The 21648-nt window shown below is 72.3% G+C and carries 18 protein-coding genes; 2 read left to right on the top strand and 16 right to left on the bottom strand.

The features are described 5' to 3' along the window. Window positions 1-11 precede the first annotated feature (11 nt). From FDO65_RS11345 to FDO65_RS11365, 5 genes are all read right to left on the bottom strand, one after another. Complete coding sequence (locus FDO65_RS11345; protein ID WP_137449837.1) at window positions 12-887, bottom strand: ABC transporter ATP-binding protein; 876 nt, start codon at window positions 885-887, stop codon at window positions 12-14. After that, window positions 884-1867, bottom strand: coding sequence for a FecCD family ABC transporter permease (locus FDO65_RS11350; RefSeq protein ID WP_166442145.1), 984 nt, complete (start codon window positions 1865-1867; stop codon window positions 884-886). The genes FDO65_RS11345 and FDO65_RS11350 overlap by 4 nt, the downstream gene beginning before the upstream one ends. 56 nt (window positions 1868-1923) lie before the next feature. Further along, a complete protein-coding gene (locus FDO65_RS11355; protein WP_137449839.1) occupies window positions 1924-3063 on the bottom strand; it encodes a FecCD family ABC transporter permease in 1140 nt (379 codons plus the stop codon). Between the two features lie 7 nt (window positions 3064-3070). Next, window positions 3071-4123, bottom strand: coding sequence for an ABC transporter substrate-binding protein (locus tag FDO65_RS11360; protein WP_166442146.1), 1053 nt, complete (start codon window positions 4121-4123; stop codon window positions 3071-3073). A gap of 105 nt (window positions 4124-4228) precedes the next feature. Beyond that, window positions 4229-5305, bottom strand: coding sequence for a LacI family DNA-binding transcriptional regulator (locus FDO65_RS11365; RefSeq protein WP_137449841.1), 1077 nt, complete (start codon window positions 5303-5305; stop codon window positions 4229-4231). A 316-nt stretch (window positions 5306-5621) separates the two neighbouring features. Between FDO65_RS11365 and FDO65_RS11370 the strand changes: the two genes are divergently transcribed. Beyond that, window positions 5622-6749 carry an ABC transporter ATP-binding protein gene (locus FDO65_RS11370; protein ID WP_137449842.1) on the top strand — a complete coding sequence of 376 codons (1128 nt, stop codon included), beginning with the start codon at window positions 5622-5624 and terminating at the stop codon, window positions 6747-6749. A gap of 218 nt (window positions 6750-6967) precedes the next feature. On the opposite strand, the gene rlmB is transcribed toward FDO65_RS11370, so the two are convergent. The 11 genes from rlmB to FDO65_RS11425 form a co-directional block, all read right to left on the bottom strand. Further along, entirely contained in the window at window positions 6968-7996 is a 1029-nt protein-coding gene (rlmB, locus tag FDO65_RS11375; RefSeq protein WP_137449843.1) for a 23S rRNA (guanosine(2251)-2'-O)-methyltransferase RlmB, read from the bottom strand. Window positions 7997-8021: 25 nt separating this feature from the next. Beyond that, the gene (gene cysS, locus FDO65_RS11380) at window positions 8022-9443 is read right to left on the bottom strand and encodes a cysteine--tRNA ligase (protein ID WP_137449844.1); all 1422 of its coding nucleotides are present in this window, start codon (window positions 9441-9443) and stop codon (window positions 8022-8024) included. Window positions 9444-9562: 119 nt separating this feature from the next. Further along, window positions 9563-9913: a histone-like nucleoid-structuring protein Lsr2 gene (locus FDO65_RS11385; RefSeq protein ID WP_137449845.1), complete on the bottom strand. Its 351-nt coding sequence runs from the start codon at window positions 9911-9913 to the stop codon at window positions 9563-9565. Window positions 9914-10092: 179 nt separating this feature from the next. Continuing rightward, window positions 10093-10938, bottom strand: a complete 846-nt coding sequence (locus FDO65_RS11390) for a sugar phosphate isomerase/epimerase family protein (RefSeq protein WP_137449846.1) — start codon at window positions 10936-10938, stop codon at window positions 10093-10095. Window positions 10939-11032: 94 nt separating this feature from the next. Continuing rightward, entirely contained in the window at window positions 11033-11710 is a 678-nt protein-coding gene (locus FDO65_RS11395; protein ID WP_137449847.1) for a response regulator transcription factor, read from the bottom strand. Continuing rightward, complete coding sequence (locus FDO65_RS11400) at window positions 11711-12931, bottom strand: sensor histidine kinase (protein WP_240757564.1); 1221 nt, start codon at window positions 12929-12931, stop codon at window positions 11711-11713. 198 nt (window positions 12932-13129) lie between these two features. Beyond that, entirely contained in the window at window positions 13130-13873 is a 744-nt protein-coding gene (locus FDO65_RS11405; protein WP_137449848.1) for a phosphoglyceromutase, read from the bottom strand. 103 nt (window positions 13874-13976) lie between these two features. After that, window positions 13977-17012 (bottom strand): C40 family peptidase, encoded by a 3036-nt coding sequence (locus FDO65_RS11410; RefSeq protein ID WP_137449849.1) that lies wholly within the window; start codon window positions 17010-17012, stop codon window positions 13977-13979. A 255-nt stretch (window positions 17013-17267) separates the two neighbouring features. Continuing rightward, complete coding sequence (locus FDO65_RS11415) at window positions 17268-17756, bottom strand: type III secretion system chaperone family protein (protein ID WP_137449850.1); 489 nt, start codon at window positions 17754-17756, stop codon at window positions 17268-17270. After that, a complete protein-coding gene (gene mshA, locus FDO65_RS11420; RefSeq protein WP_137449851.1) occupies window positions 17753-19111 on the bottom strand; it encodes a D-inositol-3-phosphate glycosyltransferase in 1359 nt (452 codons plus the stop codon). The genes FDO65_RS11415 and mshA overlap by 4 nt, the downstream gene beginning before the upstream one ends. Window positions 19112-19143: 32 nt before the next feature. Continuing rightward, the gene (locus tag FDO65_RS11425) at window positions 19144-20409 is read right to left on the bottom strand and encodes a L,D-transpeptidase (RefSeq protein WP_137449852.1); all 1266 of its coding nucleotides are present in this window, start codon (window positions 20407-20409) and stop codon (window positions 19144-19146) included. A 101-nt stretch (window positions 20410-20510) separates the two neighbouring features. On the opposite strand from FDO65_RS11425, the gene FDO65_RS11430 reads away from it, so the two are divergent. Beyond that, window positions 20511-21602: a UDP-N-acetylmuramate dehydrogenase gene (locus FDO65_RS11430; RefSeq protein ID WP_137449853.1), complete on the top strand. Its 1092-nt coding sequence runs from the start codon at window positions 20511-20513 to the stop codon at window positions 21600-21602. Window positions 21603-21648: the final 46 nt, after the last annotated feature.

Raw genomic sequence — 21648 nt, forward strand, 5'->3', positions numbered from 1 at the left:
GTCGCTGTCGCTCAGTCGGTCGGGTCGTCGACCAGGCACCGAATCCGGCTGGCGGAGCTCCCCCGGTCGTCCCGGACGACCCGGCCGCGCACCCCGAAGACGTCAGCGAGCAACTCCGCCGTGACGACCTCGGCCGGCGGACCGTCCATGACCACGCGACCGTCCCGCACCGCGACGATGCGGTCGGTGAACCGGGCCGCGTGATCGAGGTCGTGCAGGACGACCACGGCGGTGAGCCCCCGCTCGCGGCGGACCCGGTCGATCAGGTGCAGCATGCGCAGCTGGTGCGCGAGGTCCAGGTGGGCTGTCGGTTCGTCGAGCAGCAGCACCCGCGGTTGCTGAGCCAGGGCCAGGGCGAGTCGGGCGCGTTGCCGTTCGCCGCCGGAGAGCCGGTCGACCGGGCGGTCGGCGAACGCGACCAGGTCGACGGCCGCCAGGGCGTCGTCGACCTCGGTGCCGGTCACCCCGGCCAGCATCCCGAGCGGGCCGCGGTGCGGGTAGCGGCCCTGCTCGACCAGCCGGCGCACGGTGACCCCGGGCATGGGCGGCAGGGTCTGGTGCATGAGGGCGACCTGGCGGGCCGCGGCCCGGGCCGACCAGCGGGTGCGGTCGACAAGCTCGCCGCCGCGGTCCGGGTCGGCCAGGTACACCCGGCCGGCCCGCGGGGCCAGTCCCCCGCCGAGGACCTGCAACAACGTGCTCTTGCCGCAGCCGTTGGTGCCGACCAGCGCGAGGGCCTGCCCGGACGGGATGGTCAGGTCGATACTGCGCAGGACGTCCGGGCCGGGTCGCCGGCCGCGAACGGGGTAGCCGGCGTGCACGTCCTGCACGGTCAGCACTGTGGTCGCAGCGGTGGCGGTGGTGGGCTGCGGGTGGGGCGCAGTCATGGGCGTTCCTGACGACGGAGGGACAGCACGAGCGTGACGGCGCCGGCGACGGCGGCGACCGCGCCGGCGGGGATGCCGACCCGTTCGGATACCGCGGACCCGATGAGCAGACCGGTGACGATTTGGGCCAGCGCGTCGCACAGGCAGAGCAGGACCGCTCCGACGAGCGCGGCGGCGGGCACCGACCAGCGTCCGAGCTCCCCGAGCAGGCCCCGCACGAGGTGCGGTACGGCCAGTCCGATGAAGGTGAGCGCCCCGGCCACGGCGGCCGACCCGGCGACGAGGGCCAGGGCCCCGCCGAGGAGCAGCAGGCGGGCCGCGCGCGGGGGCACACCGAGGGCGTGGGCGTGGGCGTCGCCACCGGCCAGCACCGGCAGCACCCCGCCGGCGAGGGCGAGCACGACGATCCCGCCGGCGATCCACGGGCCCACCCACTGCAGGTCGGACCACACCCGTCCGTCGACCGACCCGACGAGCCAGCGCACCACCGAGGCGAACCGCGACGAACGCAGGGCCAGGAACAGCAGGACGGCCCCACCCGCGGCGGCCGCCATCAGGACTCCGGCCAGCAGCTGCTGCTCGGGGTCGGTGCGGCCAACGAGCAGCCAGACGGCCAGTCCCCCGGCCAGTCCGGCGACCAGCGCGGCCAGTAGCAGACCGACCGAGGAGTCGGTGGGCACCAACGCGAAAGCGATGGCGACGACGACCCCGAGCACGGCGGCGGTGTTGACGCCGGTGAGCTCCGGGGAGGCCAGCGGATTGCGGAGCACGGTCTGCAGGACGAGCCCGGCCACCCCGAGCGCGGCGCCGGCGATCACGGCGGTGGCCACCCGCGGCAGCCGGACCAGCAGCAGGATGCGCCCTTCCGTGGAGTCCGGGTCGAGCAGAGCGGGGAGCACCTGTCCGGCGCTGACGCCGCGCCCGAGCAGCAGGTCGACGCCGACGGCGACCCCCAGCGCCAGCGCCAGCCCCGTCAGCACCACAGGCCCTGACCGGCCTCGCTTCTCGGACACAGAACCGGGCGTTCTGACGGCCGTCATGTCTGTCCCGTCCTGCGGGTGGGGTCCGCGTCGGCCGCCGGAACCGGCACCGCCGGCCGCCGGCCGCTGCGGGCCAGCCCGGCGAACCCGACGGCCACCCCGGCCATCGCGGTCCAGGCGCCGACCGGGGTCTCGACGGGGGCGAAGACCAGCCGAGCGGCCAGGTCGGCGACAGCGGTGACCAGCGCTCCGGCGAGCATGGCCAGGCCGAGCCAGCTGCGGGTGCGGGCGTGCGGGTGCAGGCGGCGGACGAGGTGCGGGGCGAGGAATCCGACCCAGGCAATCGGCCCGGCGACCGCGACGACCCCGGCGACCAGGGTGGCCACCAGGAGCAGCAGCAGGACCCGGGTCCGCTGCGGGCGGAGCCCCAGGGCGGCGGCGGTGTCGTCGCCCAGCCGCAGGATGTCGAGGGCGGGCACGGTGAGCAGGGTGAGCGGGAGCAGCGCGGCCAGCCAGAGCAGCGCCGGGATGGCGGTCGCCCAGGTGACACCGGCCAGGCTGCCGGCGAGATAGGTGAAGAGGGCGGCGATCTGGAGTTGCTCGGCCGAGGCGACGACGGCGACGACCAGCCCGGACACGGCGGCGGCGATGGCCGCCCCGACGAGCAGCACGGCGGTCGGCCCGCTCACCGAGCGGGCCACCAGGACGGTCAGCCCACCGCCGGCCAACGCCCCCATCAACGCAGCCACGGGATACAGCGCAGCGGGGACGGCGAGCCCGGTGACCACGACGACGGCCATCACCAGGGCCGCCCCGGGCCCGACGCCGAGCAGGTCGGGGGTGGCCAGCGGGTTGCGCAGCGACTCCTGCAGCACCAGCCCGCACGCCCCCAGGGCGGCCCCGGCGACGAGGGCGACGAGCAACCGGGGCAACCGCAGCTCGGTGACGACGATGCCGGCCACCTTCGGCTGGGCCACGAGGTCGAGCAGAGCGGCCGGGCTGACGGTGGGCGTACCGAGACACACGGTTAGCACTGCGGTTCCGGCCAGCAGCAGCACCAGCACCGCCGTGACGACCGGCGCCCGACGGCGGGTCCGGGTGGGCCCGGCCGGGTCGTCACCGACCCGGCCGGGCGGGGTCGCCCGCCCCGTGGACCACGTGGGTCGCGGTTCGGGCAACCCGGTGACGTGACGCATCGACGGGTCAGGACGCCGCGGCGACGGCCTGATCGAGGACGAGGCCGAGGGACCGCGGGCCGCGTCCAGCGGTCCACAGGTCGGTGTCGACCTCGACGACCTTGCCGTTCTTGACGGCCGAGACCTGCTGCCACACCGGGTTGTTCGCGAACTGCTGGGAGCCGGTGGGGCCGTCGGGCCCGTCGGTGAAGCTCTGGATGAAGACGATCTGCGGGTCGACGGCGAGGATCTCCTCGAAGCTGTAGGCCTGGGCGGTGTCCCAGCCGCCACCCTTGTTGGGCCACGGGTAGGTGAACACCTCCCCCATCAGTCCGCCGAGCAGGTCGTCCTGCGTGTTGACGCCCTGCCCCCCGCCGCTGATGTACATCGTCAGGGCGGTGGTGTTCTTGAGACCCGCCGCGCTGGCCGCGCGGGCGGCGGCCAGCTTGGTGTCGAACGACTGCTCGGCCGCGACCTGCTGGTCCGGACGGTCGGTGAGCGTGGCGAAGGCCCGCAGGTAGTCGACGGAGCTGTGCCAGTCCTTGACGTCCAGCAGCCACAGCGGGGCGAACTGTTCGACGGCAGACCGCATCTGGTCGTGCGCGCCGGCCAGGCCGACGACCAGGTCGGGCTTGAGCGCGGCGATGCTCTCGACATCCTCGCTGCCGAACGAACCGGGGATGGTGGTGACGGTGGTCGAGTTCGCGCCCATGAATTCAGGCAGGGCGAGCAGGCCGGGGGTGCTGGTGCCGACCGGGGCCAGGCCGAGCTCGACGAGCACGTCGTCGCACAGGCCGGTAAGGCAGACGATGCGCTGCGGCTTGGCCGGCAGGGTCACGGCCTCCCCGCCGGGCCCGGTGATGCTGAGGGCCGGGGTGACCGGGGTGACGGCGACTGATCCGGTCGGCGCGGACAGCGACACAGCCGTGCCGGACACCGTGGCGCCCTGGCTGGAGGCCGTCGCGGTCGCAGCTCCGGTGGTGGCTGCCGTCGGGGCGGGGGAACCGCAGGCGGCCAGGCCGACGGCGAGCGCCGCGGCGAACAGGGATCCGGTCAGTCGCCGGACGAGGGGGGTGGACATGGGAGCTCCAGGGGGTCGAACCATCGGATGCTCACCATACGTTACTGATTCTCGTTATCAATGGTGGGAACGGTTCGGCCCCTCCAGACGGCGGTGCCGTCACGACTACAGACGGGGCGGGGCCGTCGTGCGACCCGGCATGAACGTGGTGGGCAGCACGAGCTCGCGCCCCTGAGCCCGCCGGCCCGGCTCCAGCAGCAGGCGACCGGCCTGCCGGCCCTTGTCGACCACCGGCTGGGCGACCGTCGTGATGCCGGCGTCCAGCGCGGCCTTGACCCCGTCGAAACCGGTGACCGAGACGTCCTCCGGCACCCGCTGGTGGCGGCGGGTGAGCTCCTCGACGGCGCCGAGCGCATACACGTCCGAGGTCGCGATGACCGCGGTGATCCCCGGGTCCATCGACAGGACCTCGGCGGTGGCCGACGCCCCGGCGGCCACCGAATGCTCGAAGCGTTCGACCACGGGCACGCGGTCCCAGGCGACCCCGGCCTCGGTGAAGGCCGCCTCCAATCCGGCCAGCCGGTTGCGCTGCACGTGATATCGCGCGGCGTGCTGCCGGGCCAGTGTCACCGCTCCGTCCATCACGGCGCGTCCGAGACGCATGCACACCACGCCGATGCGCCGGTGGCCGAGTCCGATGAGGTGGTCGGCGACCTGACGCATCGCCCCGGCATCATCGATGCCGACCAGGTCGGCGCCGGACAGTCCCGGCTGGTCGCAGATGACGGCGGGGACCGGCCGAGCCAGGGCCGCCTCCAGGTGGGGATCGTCGTCGGGCATGGAATAGACGATGAATCCGTCGACCGCGGCGCGACTGACGGCGGCGACGTCCTCGGCGTCCGGCCGGGCCGGGACCAGGAGCAGACCGACCCGGGCCCGGTCGCACTCCAGGGTGAGACCTTCGAGGAAGGCGACCGCCGCGGGGTCACGGAAGGCGTAGGAGACCTGATCGGTCAGCAGCAGCCCCACGGCGCCGGCCTTGCGGGTACGCAACGAGCGGGCCACCGGGTCGGGGCCGGGGTAGCCGAGCCGGCGGGCCGCCTCCATGACGCGCATGCGCAACTGGGGCGAGAGCTGGTCGGGCCGGTTGTAGGCGTTGGAGACGGTGGTGCGGGAGATCCCCAGTTCGGCGGCGAGCGAGGCCAGGGTGGCCGGCGGTCGCGTACGCGGTGAGGAGTCCATCGCTGCACGTTAACCGGTATGCCGTCACCAGCCCAAAGAGCCACGACGGGGGGTCTGCACCGTCTGGTGGAGGGGACCGGCCAACACGATTCAGCAGGCCGGATGGCGATGCCGAGGCAGGCCGACCGGCCATCTCACCGGCCGCGACGGTGACCGGCCGTCACCACCCGTCCGGCGCAGCGCCGAACCTCTGGAAAACCCTTTCCACACCCTTCCGTTGCGGTGGTGTTTCCGCTAGCGTTGCCGCACACCCCCTCCCGCGGCCGGTTCGCGTCGATGCGGACGACGGATGCGCGGGGTCTGAAAGGTCGTGACAATGGCTGACGTCAAGTACGAGGGCGCCTCGCGGGTCTACCCGGGCACCCCGCCGGTCCGCGCGGTCGACACCCTGAACCTGGAGATCCCGGACGGCGAGTTCCTCGTCCTGGTCGGTCCGTCCGGTTCCGGCAAGTCGACGGCGCTGCGCATGCTGGCAGGCCTCGAGGACGTCAACGAGGGCAAGATCATCATCGGCGGTCGCGACGTCACCCACGTCCCGCCGAAGAACCGCGACATCGCCATGGTGTTCCAGAGCTACGCGCTCTACCCGCACATGACGGTCGCCGAGAACATGGGCTTCGCGCTCAAGCTGCGTGGCGTCAACAAGAGCGAGATCGCCTCCAAGGTCAAGGAGGCCGCCGGTCTGCTCGACCTGGAGAAGTACCTGGACCGCAAGCCGAAGGCGCTGTCAGGTGGCCAGCGGCAGCGTGTGGCCATGGGCCGCGCGATCGTGCGTGAGCCCGCCGTCTTCCTCATGGACGAGCCGCTGTCGAACCTCGACGCCAAGCTCCGTGTCGAGACCCGCGCGAACATCGCCGAGCTGCAGTCGCGCCTCGGCACCACCACCGTCTACGTCACCCACGACCAGGTCGAGGCCATGACCATGGGTCACCGGGTCGCCGTGCTCAAGGACGGCATCCTGAACCAGGTCGACACCCCGCGGAACCTGTACGACAAGCCGGTCAACGTCTTCGTCGCCGGTTTCATGGGCTCCCCCGCCATGAACCTGCTGACCGTCCCGCTCACCGGCGAGGGCGCCCAGCTGGGCTCCACCACGTTCGCGCTGCCGCGCGACGTGCAGTCCGAGTGCTCGGGTAAGGGCCTCAAGGAGGTCACCTTCGGTGTCCGCCCCGAGAACCTGACCATGGGCTCCGAGGGCATCCCGGTCACCATCGACCTCGTCGAGGAGCTGGGTGCGGACTCGTTCGTCCACGGCCACACCCCCGAGGGCAACCGGCTGGTCATCCGCGCCGACGCCCGACTGCACCCGTCGCAGGGCTCGACCGTGCACGTCCTGCCGACCGACGCCGAGCACACCCACGTGTTCGACCCGGGCACCGGCATCCGCCTGAAGTCCTCGGGCGCCGTCCCCGCCGACGCCTCGATCGCGTCCGCCGGTCTCTGACCGACACCGCCTGAGCCCGAAGCCGGGTCACGCCTCCCGCGTGGCCCGGCTTCGCCGTTCCCGGGGCGGAAGTGTGACCGACGCCGACGGAACCCGCTGACGCTGATCACCTCCGCGCCCGAGCGAGGAAAACGCCCCCTCCGACGGAAAGACGATCAGCGTCAACATCATTCAGCCGCGTGAGCCACTTCGGGCGGCGTCGACCCACGTGGGCGGCGTCAGCCGCCGACCGCCTCCGCGCGACGCCGCCGGGCCACCTCGGCCAGCACGACACCGGTGGCGACGGAGGCGTTGAGCGACTCGACGTTGCGGACCATCGGGATGGAGACGGTGACGTCGCAGACGGTGCGGGTCAGGCGGGACAGCCCGCGGCCCTCCGAACCGACGACGACGACGAGCGGTGAGGTGGCCAGCTCGAACGTGTCCGTGTCGACGGTGCCGTCGGCGTCCAGGCCGGCGATCATCAGGCCGGCCTCGGCGTAGTCCTTGAGCACCCGGACCAGGTTCGGGCAGCGGGCCACCCGGATCCGGGCGGCGGTCCCGGCCGAGGTGCGCCAGGCCGATGCGGTCATCCCGGCGCTGCGGCGCTCGGGCACCACCACCCCGTGGGCGCCGAACGCGGCGGCCGACCGCACGATGGCGCCGAGGTTCCGGGGGTCGGTGACCCCGTCGACCGCCACGATGAGGGGGGCCCGGCCGGAGTCGGCGGCCCGGGACAGCAGGTCGTTCGGGTGCGCGTACTGGTAGGGCGGCACGGACAGGGCGACGCCCTGATGGACCGCCCCACCGGTCAACCGGTCCAGCTCGGTGCGGGCGACGTCCAGCTGGGCGATACCCCGCTCGGCCGCCGCGGTGATGGCCTCGGCGATCCGCTCGTCGGAGGCCAGGCCGGTGGCCACGTACAGGGCGGTCGCCGGCACCCCGGCGCGCAGGGCCTCGACGACCGGGTTGCGGCCGACCACCGTCTCCGGCAGGTCCGCGTGCCGGCCACCGCGGGCCTGGCCGACCGGCGCCCCGGTGGTGCGGGTGCGCGGAGCCGCACCAGCGGAACGTCCGGTCCCCTGCTTGTTGGCGACCTCGGCGCGCTTGGCCGCGCGGGCCTTGGCGTGCCCCTTGCGATCCTCCGCGGGCGGGGTCGGGCCCTTGCCCTTCAGGGCCCGCCGGGCCTGTCCGCCCGATCCGACCTGGGCGCCCTTCTTGGTGCCGCCCTTGCGGATCGCTCCGCGCCGCTGTGAATTCCCGGCCATGTCGTTTCTCCTCGATCGTCCGGTGTCAGCTGCGCGACTCGGCCACGGACCACTGCGGCCCGTCGGCGGTGTCCTCGATGGCGAAACCGGCGTGCGCCAACTGGTTGCGGATGGCATCCGCACGAGCGAAATCGCGGGCGGCCCGGGCGGCCGCCCGTTCGGCCAGCAGATCCCGGAGCAGCTCGCCGGTCGCCGCGACCAGCGCGCCCCCGTCGGCTCCGGCCCGCAGACCCGGGGTGGTGGATCGCCACGGCTCGGCGAACGGGTCGACCCCGAGCACGGCGACCATCGCCCGCACCGCTGCGGCCAGGTCGAGGGCCGCGGCCAGGTCCCGGTCGGCCAGCGCCGCGTTGCCCCGGCGGACGTGGTCGTGGATGACGGCCAATGCGCGCGGCACCGACAGGTCGTCGTCCATCGCTTCGGCGAACGCCGGCGGCACGGTTCCCACCGGCAGTTCCCCGTCGGCCTTCTCGGCCGCGCGCACGAGGAATGCCTCGATGCGCTCGTAGGCCTTGGCCGCGTCGTCCAGTGCGGGCCGCGAGTATTCGATCGACGACCGGTAATGGACGCTGATGAGGTAATACCGCAACGCGACCGGCCGGGTGTGCGCGGTGATCGCGGGAACGGACAGGATGTTCCCCAGCGATTTGGACATCTTCTCGCCGGCCATGGTGACCCAGTGCGAATGCATCCAGTACCGGGCGAACTCGTCACCGACGCCGTGCGACTGCGCCGCCTCGTTCTCGTGGTGCGGGAAGATGAGATCCAGTCCGCCACCGTGGATGTCGAACCGATCACCGAGATAGCTGCGGGCCATCGCCGAGCACTCGATGTGCCATCCGGGTCGCCCCGGCCCCCAGGGGGAATCCCAGAACGGTTCGCCGGGTTTGGCGGCCTTCCACATGGTGAAGTCGGCGGGATCGCGCTTTCCGCCGGCCTCCGTCTCCCCCTGGGTCATCTCGTCGATGCGCTGACCGGACAGGAATCCGTAATCGGACTGGGTGCGCACCGCGAAATAGACGTCACCCGCGGCGGCATAGGCATGGCCCCGCTCGATGAGGTCGCCGATCATGGCCAGCATCTGCGGAATGTGGCCGGTCGCCCGGGGTTCGATCGACGGACGCAGGCAGCCGAGTGTGTCGTAGGCGTCGGCGAAACTGCGTTCGTGGGTGGCTGCCCACTCCCACCAGGGTCGACCGGCCTCGGCCGCCTTCGCCAGGATCTTGTCGTCGATGTCCGTCACGTTCCGGACGTGCCACACCTCGTGACCGGAGTACTGCAGCCACCGGCGCAGCACGTCGTACACGATTCCGGCGCCCCGCAGATGTCCGATGTGCGGGTGCCATTGCACCGTCGCCCCGCAGTTGTAGAGGGTGACGATGCCGGGGCGCAGCGGCTCGAAGGGTCGGACGGACCTGGTCGCGGTGTCGTAGAGCTGCAGGGCCACCCGACGATCCTACGGGGACCGGGCCGCTCCGCCCGGCCCCCGCAGCTCCGTCACCGGCACGTGGCGGCACGATCCGCGCCGGTCGGCGCCGTCACCGCGCCGGCCGGTGACGAGGGAGGTCAGGAAGTGGCGGCCTGGTACTGCTCCAGGACGTCCGCGGGGACGCGCCCGCGCGCCGACACGGTGATGCCGTTCTCCTGCGCCCACTCACGGACCGCGCGGGCGTCCACGGAGCCGGTCGAGCCGGCACCCGCCGCGCCGCGGGCACCCCGGGACGACGACGCCTTGGCCCCGCCGCGCACCTTGCGGGCGGCGGCGGTGAAATCGGCCAGCGCCTTCCGGAGGGCGGCGGCGTTCTTCTTGCTCAGGTCGATCTCGTAGCTACGGCCGTCGAGCGCGAAGGAGACGGTCTCCACCGCCTTCCCGCCGTCGATGTCGTCGGTGAGCGTGATGGTGGTCTGCTGGGCCATGGTGCGGGCCTTTCCGGCTGGAAGCGGATACTGAGCGGGGATATGCAATCCCGGTCTCAGAGGTCGAATGCGGTGTCGAGCTGGACCAACAATAGCGCGCGACCGGGCGAAAGCTGCTCGCCCGCCGAGCATCTGCATTCACTCGATGCGTCGTGAAGGAACTGTCCGAACTCGAACCGTCACAGTTCCCGATGCTCGCCCGGGCCAATCACCGTATTCGGGGCATTCGACGGAATGGCCAGATGCAAACGCGCGAACGACAACGCTTCCGCCAGATCCGTCGACCGGTCGGCCTCCGAACGCCCCCGGGTCGATATCTCCAGCACGACGGCGCCGTCAAAACCGTTGCCCGCCAACAACTCCAACATCTGCGCGCACGGCTGACCGCCTCGCCCGGGCACCAGATGTTCGTCACGCGCCGAGCCGGATCCGTCGGCCAGATGCAGATGACCGAGCCGGTCACCCATCTGGGCGGCCATCGCCAGGGCGTCGGACTGCGAGGTCGCGGTGTGGGACAGATCAAGGGTGAACCACCGGTGGCCGGCGGGGATGGGATTCCAGTGCGGACGGTAGGAGTTGACCAGCGCGCCCCGCACCTTCAACGGGAACATGTTCTCCACCGCGATCCGGACGTCGGTGCGCTCCTGCAACTCGGCGACCGCATCGTCGAAATGGGCGGCGGCGCTGCGCTGCCAGACGAAGGGCGGGTGAGTCACCACGGTCGTCGCGCCCAGTCGTTCGGCCATCTCGACCGACCGCGCGATCTTGATCACCGGATCGGTGGACCACACCCGGGCGGTCAGCAGCAGACACGGCGAATGGACCGAGAGCACCGGGACCTCGTAGCGCTGGGACAGCTCGGCGAGCGCCGCGGCGTCCTGGCTGACCGGGTCGGTCTGGACGAGAACCTCGACCCCGTCGTAGCCGAAATCGGCAGCGGCCCGGAACGCCGTCTCGGCGTCCCCCGGGTAGACGCTGGCCGTGGACAGGCCCACCGGGATGCTGGGCACACGCACCGCCCGCATGCGGCGTCCTCCGAGTCGTCGACCGATCACGCGGAGGGCGGAGCCCCCCGCCCTTGCCGCTCTCGAACCTACCTGTCCGACCGCCGGATCGGGGTCAGACCTCGAGCTTGTACCCCAGTCCGCGGACAGTGACCAGGTGCCGCGGGGCCGCCGGGTCCGGCTCGATCTTGGCGCGGAGCCGCTTCACGTGGACGTCCAGGGTCTTGGTGTCGCCCACGTAGTCCGACCCCCACACCCGGTCGATCAGCTGCCCCCGGGTGAGCACCCGGCCGGCGTTGCGGATGAGGTACTCCAGCAGGTCGAACTCCTTGAGCGGCAACGACACCGGCTGCCCGTGCACGCTCACCACGTGCCGGTCGACGTCCATCCGGACCGGTCCGGCCTCGAGTACCGCCAGGTCCGGTTCCTCGGCGTCCGAGCCGCGGCGCAGCACCGCCCGGATACGGGCGATCAGCTCGCGCGACGAGTACGGCTTGGTGATGTAGTCGTCGGCCCCGATCTCCAGCCCGACGACCTTGTCGATCTCCTCGTCCCGCGCAGTCACCATGATGACGGGGACGGACGACCGGGTTCGCAGCCGGCGGCACACCTCGGTGCCGCTCATTCCGGGCAGCATGACGTCCAGCAGCACGATGTCGGCGCCGTTGCGGTCGAACTCGTCGAGCCCGCTGGGACCGTCCGGGGCCAGGACGGTGTCGAAGCCCTCCTTGCGCAGCAGATAAGCCAGCGGCTCGGCCATGGCCTCCTCGTCCTCGACGATCAGGACCTTCATTCAGACGCCTCCTAGCGGCGAAAGGGACGACCCGGGGCTCGGGTCGGCCGGGACACCGGCCGGGCCGGGTGCGGATCGAGGGGCGGTGAGGACCGGCAGGATCAGGGTGAACGTCGACCCGGTGCCGGGGCGGCTCCAGACCGTCGCCGTGCCACCGTGGTTGGCCGCGATGTGCTTGACGATGGCCAGGCCGAGACCGGTACCGCCGGTGGCCCGCGACCGGGCCGGGTCGACGCGGAAGAAGCGTTCGAAGATGCGGCGCTGGTTCTCGCCGGAGATGCCGATCCCGCGATCGGTGACCGCGAGCCGGACCATGCCGTCGCGCTGGGCCCGGCTGATGGAGACCGGGGTACCGGCCGGCGAGTACTGGACCGCGTTGTCGATCAGATTGGTCAGGGCAGTGACGAGCAGGGTGCGATCGCCGCGCACCACCAGGCCACTCGGACCGTCGCTGGCCAGGGTGATGCCGCTGGCCTCGGCCCGGGTCGCGACCCGGTTCAGAGCCTCGTCCACGACGCCGTCGATCTCCACCGGCACCAGGTCGAGCAGCGGTTCGGCACCCTGCAACCGCGACAGCGAGATCAGCTCGTTGACCAGAGTGCCGAGCCGCACCGACTCGGAGTGCAGCTTGGCGACGAAATGCCGTACAGCTTCCGGGTCGTCGCTGGCGTCCAGGGCGGCCTCGGCGAGCAGGCCCATGGAACTGACCGGGGTCTTGAGCTCGTGCGAGACGTTGGCGATGAAGTCACGGCGGACGTCCTCGACCCGGCGGGCGGCGGACTCGTCGGTGACCGAGACCAGCACCCGGCCGCCGTCGACGGCCTGCACGATGGCCGTCACCGCGGTCGGGGTGCGGGTGATGACACCGGCGAGGTTCGGTAGGGCGGGCGGCGGGTTGAGCTTGACGTCGATCGGTTCCCCGGACACCCGGGTGCGGTCGGCGGCGTCCGCGATGGCCTCGTCGATGACCCCGGCGCGCAGCGCCCCCAGTTCGGACGCCCGGTCGTTGGCGAGCTCGGTGTGGCCCTCGGCGTCCAGCACCAGATAGCCGGTGGCCGAACGGCGGACGACCTCGACGGCCAGGGCGGCGTCGGACTCGGCGCGGCGGGCTTCCGGCCGGTTCTCGAAGCGGCGTTCAGCGACGACCACACCGGCCACGAACCCGGCCGCCGCACCGGCGATCCCGACCAGTGCGACCACCAGATACGCCCAGGCCGACACAACCAGAATGGTAGGGGCCGACACCTGCGGTGACCGTCGGCTGACGCGGTCGGTGACCAAGAACCGCAGGTCGCCGCGGGGCCCTTCACCGACTGTTCATCCCCCGGTCGCCCGGAGGCCCCCCACGACGTCGTGTCGAGGGCATCCGGGTGACCGGTGCGCACACCGTTCGGGTGGCGGGTGACGGACGGCTCGGGGTCAGCGCCCCTGGTTGGCGACGGCGGTGATGGCGGCGGCCGCCGCGTCAGGGTCGAGGTACTCACCGCCGGCGGTGACCGGCTTCATGTCGTCGTCCAGTTCGTACCGCAGCGGGATACCGGTCGGCAGGTTCACCTTGGCGATGCCCTCGTCGGTGATGCCGTCGAGCATCTTGACCACGGCGCGCAGCGAATTGCCGTGCGCGGCGACCAGCACGGTCTTGCCGGCGCGCAGGTCGTCGAAGATCGGGCCGTACAGGTAGGACTCCATACGGGCCACGACGTCGGCCAGGCACTCGGTCTTGGGCGCCTCGTCGCCGAGGTCGGCGTACCGGGGGTCGCCTGCCTGCGAGTACTCGTTGGTGTCGCTGATGGGCGGCGGCGGGGTGTCGTAGGAGCGGCGCCAGAGCATGAACTGGTCCTCGCCGTAGGTCTGCAGGGTCTCCTTCTTGTCCTTGCCCTGCAGGTCGCCATAGTGCCGTTCATTCAGGCGCCAGGAACGGCGGACCGGGATCCACAGCCGGTCGGCCGCGTCCAGGGCCAGGTTGGCGGTGGTGATGGCGCGCCGCAGCAGCGAGGTGTGCAGCACGTCGGGCAGGACTCCGTTGTCCTTCAACAGTTCACCCGCGCGGGAAGCCTCGGCCGTGCCCTTCTCGGACAGCGGCACGTCGACCCAGCCGGTGAACAGGTTCAGCTTGTTCCACGTGCTCTCGCCGTGACGCATGAGGATCAGAGTCGCAGTCATGGCTGTCAGTGTGCCCGAGTGACCGACGCCGGGCAGGGCGGACCCCCCGGTTGTCTGAGCACGCCGCGGAACGCCTGCGCGGACCGTTCGGGAAGCGCCCGGATCAGCTGTGGCGGGCCTGGCTGCGCCGCGGCTTGGCGTCCGCCGGCAGCGCCGCGGGCGAGGTGTTGGCGGCCGGCCGCGGCTCGCTGGGGTGACGGTCGCCGTCCCGGGTCGCGCCTCCCTGATCGGCCCCGTCCGCCGCCTCGACCGGCCGCTCCACCCCGCCGGGAACGACACACGGCGGCGCCGTACTGGTCGTCGGGGTCGTCGTCGTCGGTATGGCCGTCGTCGGCGAGGTGGCCGTCGTCGGCGAGGTGGCCGTCGTCGGGGTCGCCGCCGTACTGGTGGACGACACCGGTCCGGTCGTGGTCGGCGCGCCGAGGACGGCGGTCGGGCACACCAGCGGCTCGGCAGTCGCCGCCGACGGAGTGGTCGTTGTCGGGGCCGCGCTGCTGGACTGGGCCGGCCTGCTGCCGACCGACGTGGTTGGCGCCGGAACGGACGACGCGGTCGTCGGAGTCGAGGCGCTGGACGGCGCGGCCGCACTGGACGAGGCAGCGCTGCTCGACGACGTGGCACTGCTGGCCGACGTGGCACTGCCGGACGACGTGGCACTGCCGGACGACGACGCGGTGGCCGACCCCGTCGTGTGGGGCGCGGTAGTCACCGGCGTGGATGCCTGCGGTGCCGCGCTCGCGCCGGTGGTCGACTCGGCCGCAGACGACGGGCCCGTCGGGGTCGGCGCACTCGTCGGGGTCGAGGTGACGGAGGAGGCCGCTTCCGTAGCCTCCCGGGTGGAAGCCGCGGCCGAGCTGGACGCGACAGTCGTCGAGGGCGTCACGTCCACGCTGGTCGTGACCTCGGGGGCCGGGTCGGGCGCGGTGACCGGTGCCGGGAACGGCCGCGGAGTGACCGCCGGCGAGGCCGCGCCGGTGGTCGGATAGGGCACCGGGACGATGTGCGGGGTCCAGACGAGAGAGGCGCCGACGGCCGCGCCGCGGTCACCCGCGGGCCGCGTAGTCGAGCCGGTCACGGTGCTACCGCCGGTGGCGGAGTTCACGGCGTCGGAGACGGCCCGTCCGGCGGCGGCCAGACCGGCCGCCAGGTCGGAACCGGCCGCGCTGCCCGACGGGGCGCTCGGGCTCGCGCTGTCGGTGATCGGAGCCCCGGAGGACGGTCCGTCCCAGAACCGGTAGAGCCGGGCGTCGACGTCGGTCCGGGTCAGCGGGACGATGTGCACCGGGGTGCCGACCCAGGACGCCTCGAGGATGTAGGGCCGTCCGCCGAACGTGCCGAGGTAGACGGCCACGTGGCCGGGGAAGCCGACGACGTCACCGGGCTGGGCCTCCGCCCAGCTGACGGTGCGGGCGGTCGCCCGCTGCGAGCCGGAGTCACCGGGGATGGTGTAGCCGGCCTGGCCGAGCACGTAGGCGGTGAGGCCGGAGCAGTCGAAGCCGATGGCCGGGCCGCAGCTGTTGAACTGTCCCCCGCCGCGCTGGCAGCCGTTGTTGGCGCCGGCACCCGATCCGCCGCCGCCCCACACGTAGGGCAGGCCCAGGGAGGCGAACCCGGCGGCCAGGCCCTTGGCGACCTGCTCGTTGGGGGCGGTGATGGTCTGTCCGGCCAGCGCGGCCGAGACGTAGGGGCTGCGCGGAATGGTCAGGGTGGGGCCGGTGGCCAGGGTGGCGGAGGTGGTGCCACCGCCGGTCGAGGAGAAGTAGGTGCGGAACAGGTAGAAGAAGTTGCGGTTGCCGTAGGCCGAGCACTTGTCGCCCGTGCCCGGGTAAGCGGCCAGCGCGGCGGCGTTCGGCTGGTACGGCGTGTAGTTGTACAGCGAGGCGGTGGCGGTGTTCTTGATCGTCACCGGGGCGGCACCACAGCCGGATTCGGCGACGTTCCACAGGATGTCGACGGTCTGTCCGGCCCGGTAGTTGTACTTGGCCGGGTCGACCTTGTAGCGGGCCCACTGCTTGGCCATGCCGTAGCCCTGGTTGAAGAACCCGGCGTGCTCGGGGTCGCAGTTGGCCGTCCCGCCGGGCCCGGTGTCGGGGCAGTGCCAGCCCCAGGCGGCGTCGTAGGTGCTGGCGTCGACCGTGGTCCGGTCGAGCAGGCTGGACTCCTTCTGCAGGGTGACCAGCATGACCTGCGGGTTGATCCCGCAGGCGGTGGAGACCTTCGCGATGACGGCGGCCGCGTCCTCGTTCGCCGCCCCGGCGTAGGCGGTGCAGTACTGGTCGGCCGGCTGGTCGGTGGTGGTGACCCGCAGGTTCTTCAGACACCAGGCGCCGGTGCAGTTCTCGCCCTGCCGGGCGATGAAGGCCCGGATGGCGTCGACGGTCATCGCGCCGGTGTTGTAGAAGACCTCGTCGCTGACGATGTTGCCCGGGTCGAAGACGGACCCGGTGTCGGTGGCCGCCGAGGTCGCCGCGGGGATGCAGACGGCGTCGTCCTGCTGGAGGGTCACCTTGTCGCCGAGTTCGCGCACCATCGCTGCGGCCATGCCCTCGTAGGGCTCGAACCGGTAGCCGGTGGTGGTGAGCTGGACGAGGTCGCCGATCTCCCAGTCGGTGCGGGTGTCGGTGTCGTAGCCGGGGTCGACGGCGAGCAGCCGCTGGTAGAACATCCAGGCGGCGCCGGCGGGGTCGGTGCGCTGGTACTCGGTGTATTCGACCGGGTTCTGCTGGAACAGGCCCAGCCAGTCGTTGTTGACGGCGTCCGAGCGCAGGCTGGACTGCTGGGCGGCGACGGCGATCCCGACGCGGATACCGCGGTCGGTGATACCCATCTGCCGGCCGACCGCCGTGATGGTGGCCGCGTTGCGGAGCTGCTCGCCGTCGACGGCGATCCGGTCGAAGACCCCGCCGTCCGCGGCGTCGTCGGGCAGGCCCTGCAGGTTGCCCAGCGGGGCGGGCGTGCCGGTGCCCGCCGCAGTGACGGCCTCCTGGCCGGGGATGCAGACGGGGAGCTCGGCGGCGCCGACGGTGCCGGCTCCCGTGACCATTCCGGCGCTGAAGAGCCCGGCCGACACTGCGAGCACCGTTCCCAGGGCGGCCAGTCGACGACGCCATGACGCCGCGACGGTTTCGCTCCGACCCACCGGCACTCCCCCAAGCACCTCGAACTACACCCGCCGCCGTTGCGAGAGGTCTGCCCTTCGCACCCCGGGGCTTCGCTCGTGCATCCGTCCCCCCGGGCGGATGACGACCCGAACGGCCGACCGTGGTGCTGCGGCAAACTCTACCCAGCTCGGACCGAGTGAGTCAGCCGCCCGAGGCATCCTTTCGGGGTACTCGCACGGGGGTTTCGCCGATGTTCACGCGACGGTCGCCCACGCATCGACGTCGGGTCCGGGTCAGTCGGCGACAAGATGCCGGAAGGCCTGCAGGTTGCGGACGGACTGCCCCGTGGACGTCCGCCAGGCCCACTCCCGCCGGATGGCGGAGGCGAAGCCGCGTTCCAGGATGGCGTTGAAGTCGGCGTCCGAGGTGGCCAGCACCATCCCCAGGATGGCGTCCACCTCGTCGGCGGTGACGGCCGCCCGGGCGACCCGGCCGACCAGGTGGATGTCCCCGGCGGCGTCGATGGCGTAGGCGACGGAGCGCAGGGTGGCGTTGCGGCGCAACAGGAAGGCGTGCACGTCGGGTGCGTTCTCGTCCGGGGCCCGGCAGACGAACGACTCGATGAGCAGGTGGTGGCGGCCGAGCATCAACCAGACCAGGGTGCGGTGGCGGCGTTCGCCGGGCAGCGTCACCAGGAAGGCGCCCGGTTCGGTCTGCTCGTAGGCCACGGCCAGTGCGTCCAGGGTGGCCGCGAGGCCGTCGGCGTCCAGCGGACTGGTCATCGGCCGGCCTGCAGGATGCGTCCGGGCGTGGTTCGGGCCCGGTCGACGTGTCCGCCCAGGAACCAGCCGGCCTGCTCGCGGCGGACGCTGTCCGATCGGACGGCGGCGACGGCCCGCGTGTAGCTGTCGATGAGTCCGTCCACGGTGACCTCCCAGGAGAACCGGGCCGCGTGCCGGGCGGCGGCCTCGCCCATCCGGGCGGCCAGGGCCGGGTCGAGGGCGACCCGGGCCAGGGCGGTCGCCCAGTCCGCGGGATCGTGCCCGTCGACGAGAACGCCACTGATCTCGCCGGCCACCGCCGTCGTCAGCCCGCCCACCGCGGCGGCGACCACCGGGGTGCCGGTCGCCTGGGCCTCCAGGGCGACGAGCCCGAACGACTCGTTGTGGCTGGGGACGGCGACGAGGTCGGCGGCGGTGAAGACCCGGGCCAGCTGCGCCGCGGGGACGGGGGGCCGGACGTCGACGTGGTCGCGGACACCCAGCTGCTCGGCGAGGTCGACCAGCCAGTTGTTCTCCGTGGAGCCGCCGGACCGGCCGCCGACCACGACGAGCCGCCACGGCTCGTCGGGGTGCCGGGCGAGCAGGACGGCGAGGGCGGAGACCAGGACGTCGGGGGCCTTGAGCGGTTGCACCCGGCCGGCGAAGACGACGATGCGGTCGTCGGCGGGTAGCCCGAGCTCCGACCGGGCCGCGGCGCGGGCGGCTCGTCGGTCCGGGGCGGGACGGAAGACGTCGAGGTCGACGCCGGGCGGCACGACGTCCACCCGCGCCGGGTCGGCCCGGTAGAGGTCGACCAGTTCGCGGGCCTCGGCGGAGGTGTTGGCCACCAGTCGGTCGGCCTCGGCCACGACCTGTTCCTCGCCGAGCAGCCGACCCCGCGGTTCAGGACGGTCGCCCTGGGCCAGGGCGGCGTTCTTCACCTTGGCCAGGGTGTGGGCGGTGAAGACCAGGGGCACGCCCCAGCGGTCTTTCGCCAGGTACCCGACCTGACCGGACAGCCAGTAGTGGGCGTGCAGCAGGTCGTAGTGGCCGGGGTCGCGGCGGGCTTCCGCGCGGAGCACGCCGGCGGTGAAGGAGCACAGCTCGCCGGGCAGCTGGTCCTTGTCCAGGCCCCCGAACGGGCCGGCCACGATGTGCCGGACCAGCACGCCGGGGGCGACCTCGGTGACCGGTTCCTGGTGGGCGGACGTGGCCCGGGTGAACACCTCGACCTCGATGCCGCGGGCGGCGAGCCGCCGGGTGGTCTGGTCGATGTAGACGTTCATGCCTCCCGCGTCACCGGTGCCCGGCTGGGCCAGCGGCGACGTGTGCAGCGAGATGGTGGCGATCCGGCGGAGCGCGGGGGCAGTGTCCATGATCGTTGGTCACGGTACCGCTGACGGTCGGGTCAGAGCGCCGAGAGGGCCTGCCACTTGTCGTACGGGTACGTCCAGTCGTAGATGTAGTCCTTCTCCGACATGGCCACCCCGGTGTTGGTGACTTCGACGGGGTCGCCGTAGAGCGCGGAGTTGTAGTACTCCTCGGCGTCGGGTGAGCCCATGTTGATGCAGCCGTGGGAGACGTTCTCCTTGCCCAGGTAGGGCGCGGCCTGCGGGTTCTCGTGGATGAACTCGCCGTTGTTGTTGATGCGCACGGCCCATTTCTCGTTGACACCGCAGTAGTCGAACTGCTGGTTGCACATCTCGAACGTCGGGTGCTTCTCGGTGACGACGTGGATGCCGCTGACGGTGGCCCGGCCGGGCACCGACTCCTTGCCGTAGGAGACGGGGTAGTTCTTGACCACCTTGTCGTCGACCAGCACGACCATGTGGAACGAGGTGACGTCGGCCTGCACCACCTGTTTGCGGCCGATGGTGAAGTCGGTGCTGATGTCCTCCTCGCCCCAGGCGCCGTTGCCGTAGTTGACGCCGGCCAGCTTGGCCTCGACGTGGACGTTCGTGTACGCGGGCCAGTACTGGGCGGGTCGGAAATGCACGATCGACTGTTTGGTCCCGGTGTTCTGGATGTCCTCGTCCTGCAACCAGCCCCAGGACCCGTCGATGTCGCCCTTGTCGGTGGTGACGGTGAAGGTCCGTTGCGCGGCGGCCTTGTCCTCGATGGGTTCGGCGAACGTGATGACGATCGGCGCGGCCACCCCGACGGTGGTGCCCGGCGGGATCTGGAACGAGGCGCGGATCGTGTTCTGCGGTTTGACGGTCGTCATGGTGCCGCTGATGGGGATGGATCCGCTGCCGTCGCGGGCGGCCGCCGTCCCGCTGAACGTGTAGACGGTGTTGTAGGCCAGGCGCTGGTCCAGGGTCCACGTCGACTTGTCGTCGGACAGGGCACCGGTGACCGTGGTGCCGTCGTCGGCTTTGACGGTCAGGTCGGCGATGGTGCCGGAGAAGACGGTCAACGAGACGGTGGCGTCCGGGGCGAGATCGGTGGTGCCGAAGGCCGGGGTCGCGCTGAACCGGACCTTCGTGGTCGGGGCGGCGGACGAGGCGGGGGCGGCCATCGCGGTGGACGTGACGGTGACGACCTCGTCGCGCAGGGAGCCGGTGGCGCAGCCGGAGGCCAGCACGGTCAGGGCCAGCAGGAGCACACCGAGCGCCGGCCGGAGTCGGCTGGTCCGGGCTCGCCGGGGGCCGGTGCGACGTGGGGTCACCGTCATCGGTCGAGGGTAGGTCCCGCACCCCTGACGTGGGTGGTCGTCCACCGATCGGGTGGCGCGGGCGGGCCGCGACGTCGCTGCGCGGCCCTACCCTGGGCTGCGTGTCGACCACAACCCCGCCGGCTGCCGCCCCCACCCCCGTCGCCCTGGCCGAACTGACGACCCTGCGGTTGGGTGGCCCGGCCCCGGAGTTGCGGATCGCGGCGTCGGTGGACGACGTGGTGGCCGGGGTACGGGAAGCGGTGCGGTCCGATTCCGGCCTGCTGGTGCTGGGTGGCGGTTCGAACCTCGTGATCGCCGACGCCGGGGTCCCCGACCCGGTGCTGCGGGTGGCCGTCCCCGGCGTGCACGTGGTCCCGGACGCCGGGTCGGCCGATGCGGTCGTCGCCACCGTCGGTGCCGGGGTGGACTGGGATGCCGCGGTCGCCGAGCTGGTCGACGCCGGGTACGGCGAGCTGGCACCGCTGTCCGGGATTCCCGGGTCGACGGGGGCGACGCCGGTGCAGAACGTGGGTGCGTACGGCACCGAGGTCTCGGACGTGCTGGTCGCCGTGCAGGTGGTCGACCGGGCGACGGGTGAGGTGGGGCGGCTGACCGCCGACGAGCTGCGACTGGCCTACCGGTCGTCGGTGCTGCGCGGCACCGATCGCGCGGTGGTGACGGCGGTCGAATTCCGGCTGACCACTCGCCCGGTGACGGTGCGGTACGCGGAACTGGCCCGCACTCTCGGGGTGCCGGTCGGTGGCACCGCCCCGGCGGCGGCCGTGCGCGAGGCGGTGCTCGGGCTGCGCCGCGGCAAAGGCATGGTGCTGGATCCGGAGGACAAGGACACCTGGAGCGTCGGGTCGTTCTTCACCAATCCGCTGCTGACCACCGAGCAGGCCGCGGTGGCCGGTGACGCGGTCCGCGTGCGGCTCGGCGCCGAGACGGTCTGGCCGGCCTACCCGGCCGAGGACGGCAGGGTGAAGTGGTCGGCCGCCTGGCTCATCGAGCGCGCCGGATTCGCCAAGGGCCACCCCGGCCCGGGTGGCCGGGTCAGCCTGTCCACCAAGCACACGCTGGCCCTGACCAACCGCGGTGACGGCACCACCGAGGATCTCGTCGCGCTGGCCCGGGAGATCCGCGACGGGGTGCGCGACGCGTTCACCGTGACGCTGGAGCCGGAGCCGGTGTTCGTCGGCGTGCGGTTGTAGCGGAACGGCCTTTTGTTCGCCGGGCGACGCGGGCAGGATGGAAATC

Origin of the sequence: Nakamurella flava (genome assembly GCF_005298075.1) — a bacterium.
GTDB lineage: Bacteria > Actinomycetota > Actinomycetes > Mycobacteriales > Nakamurellaceae > Nakamurella > Nakamurella flava.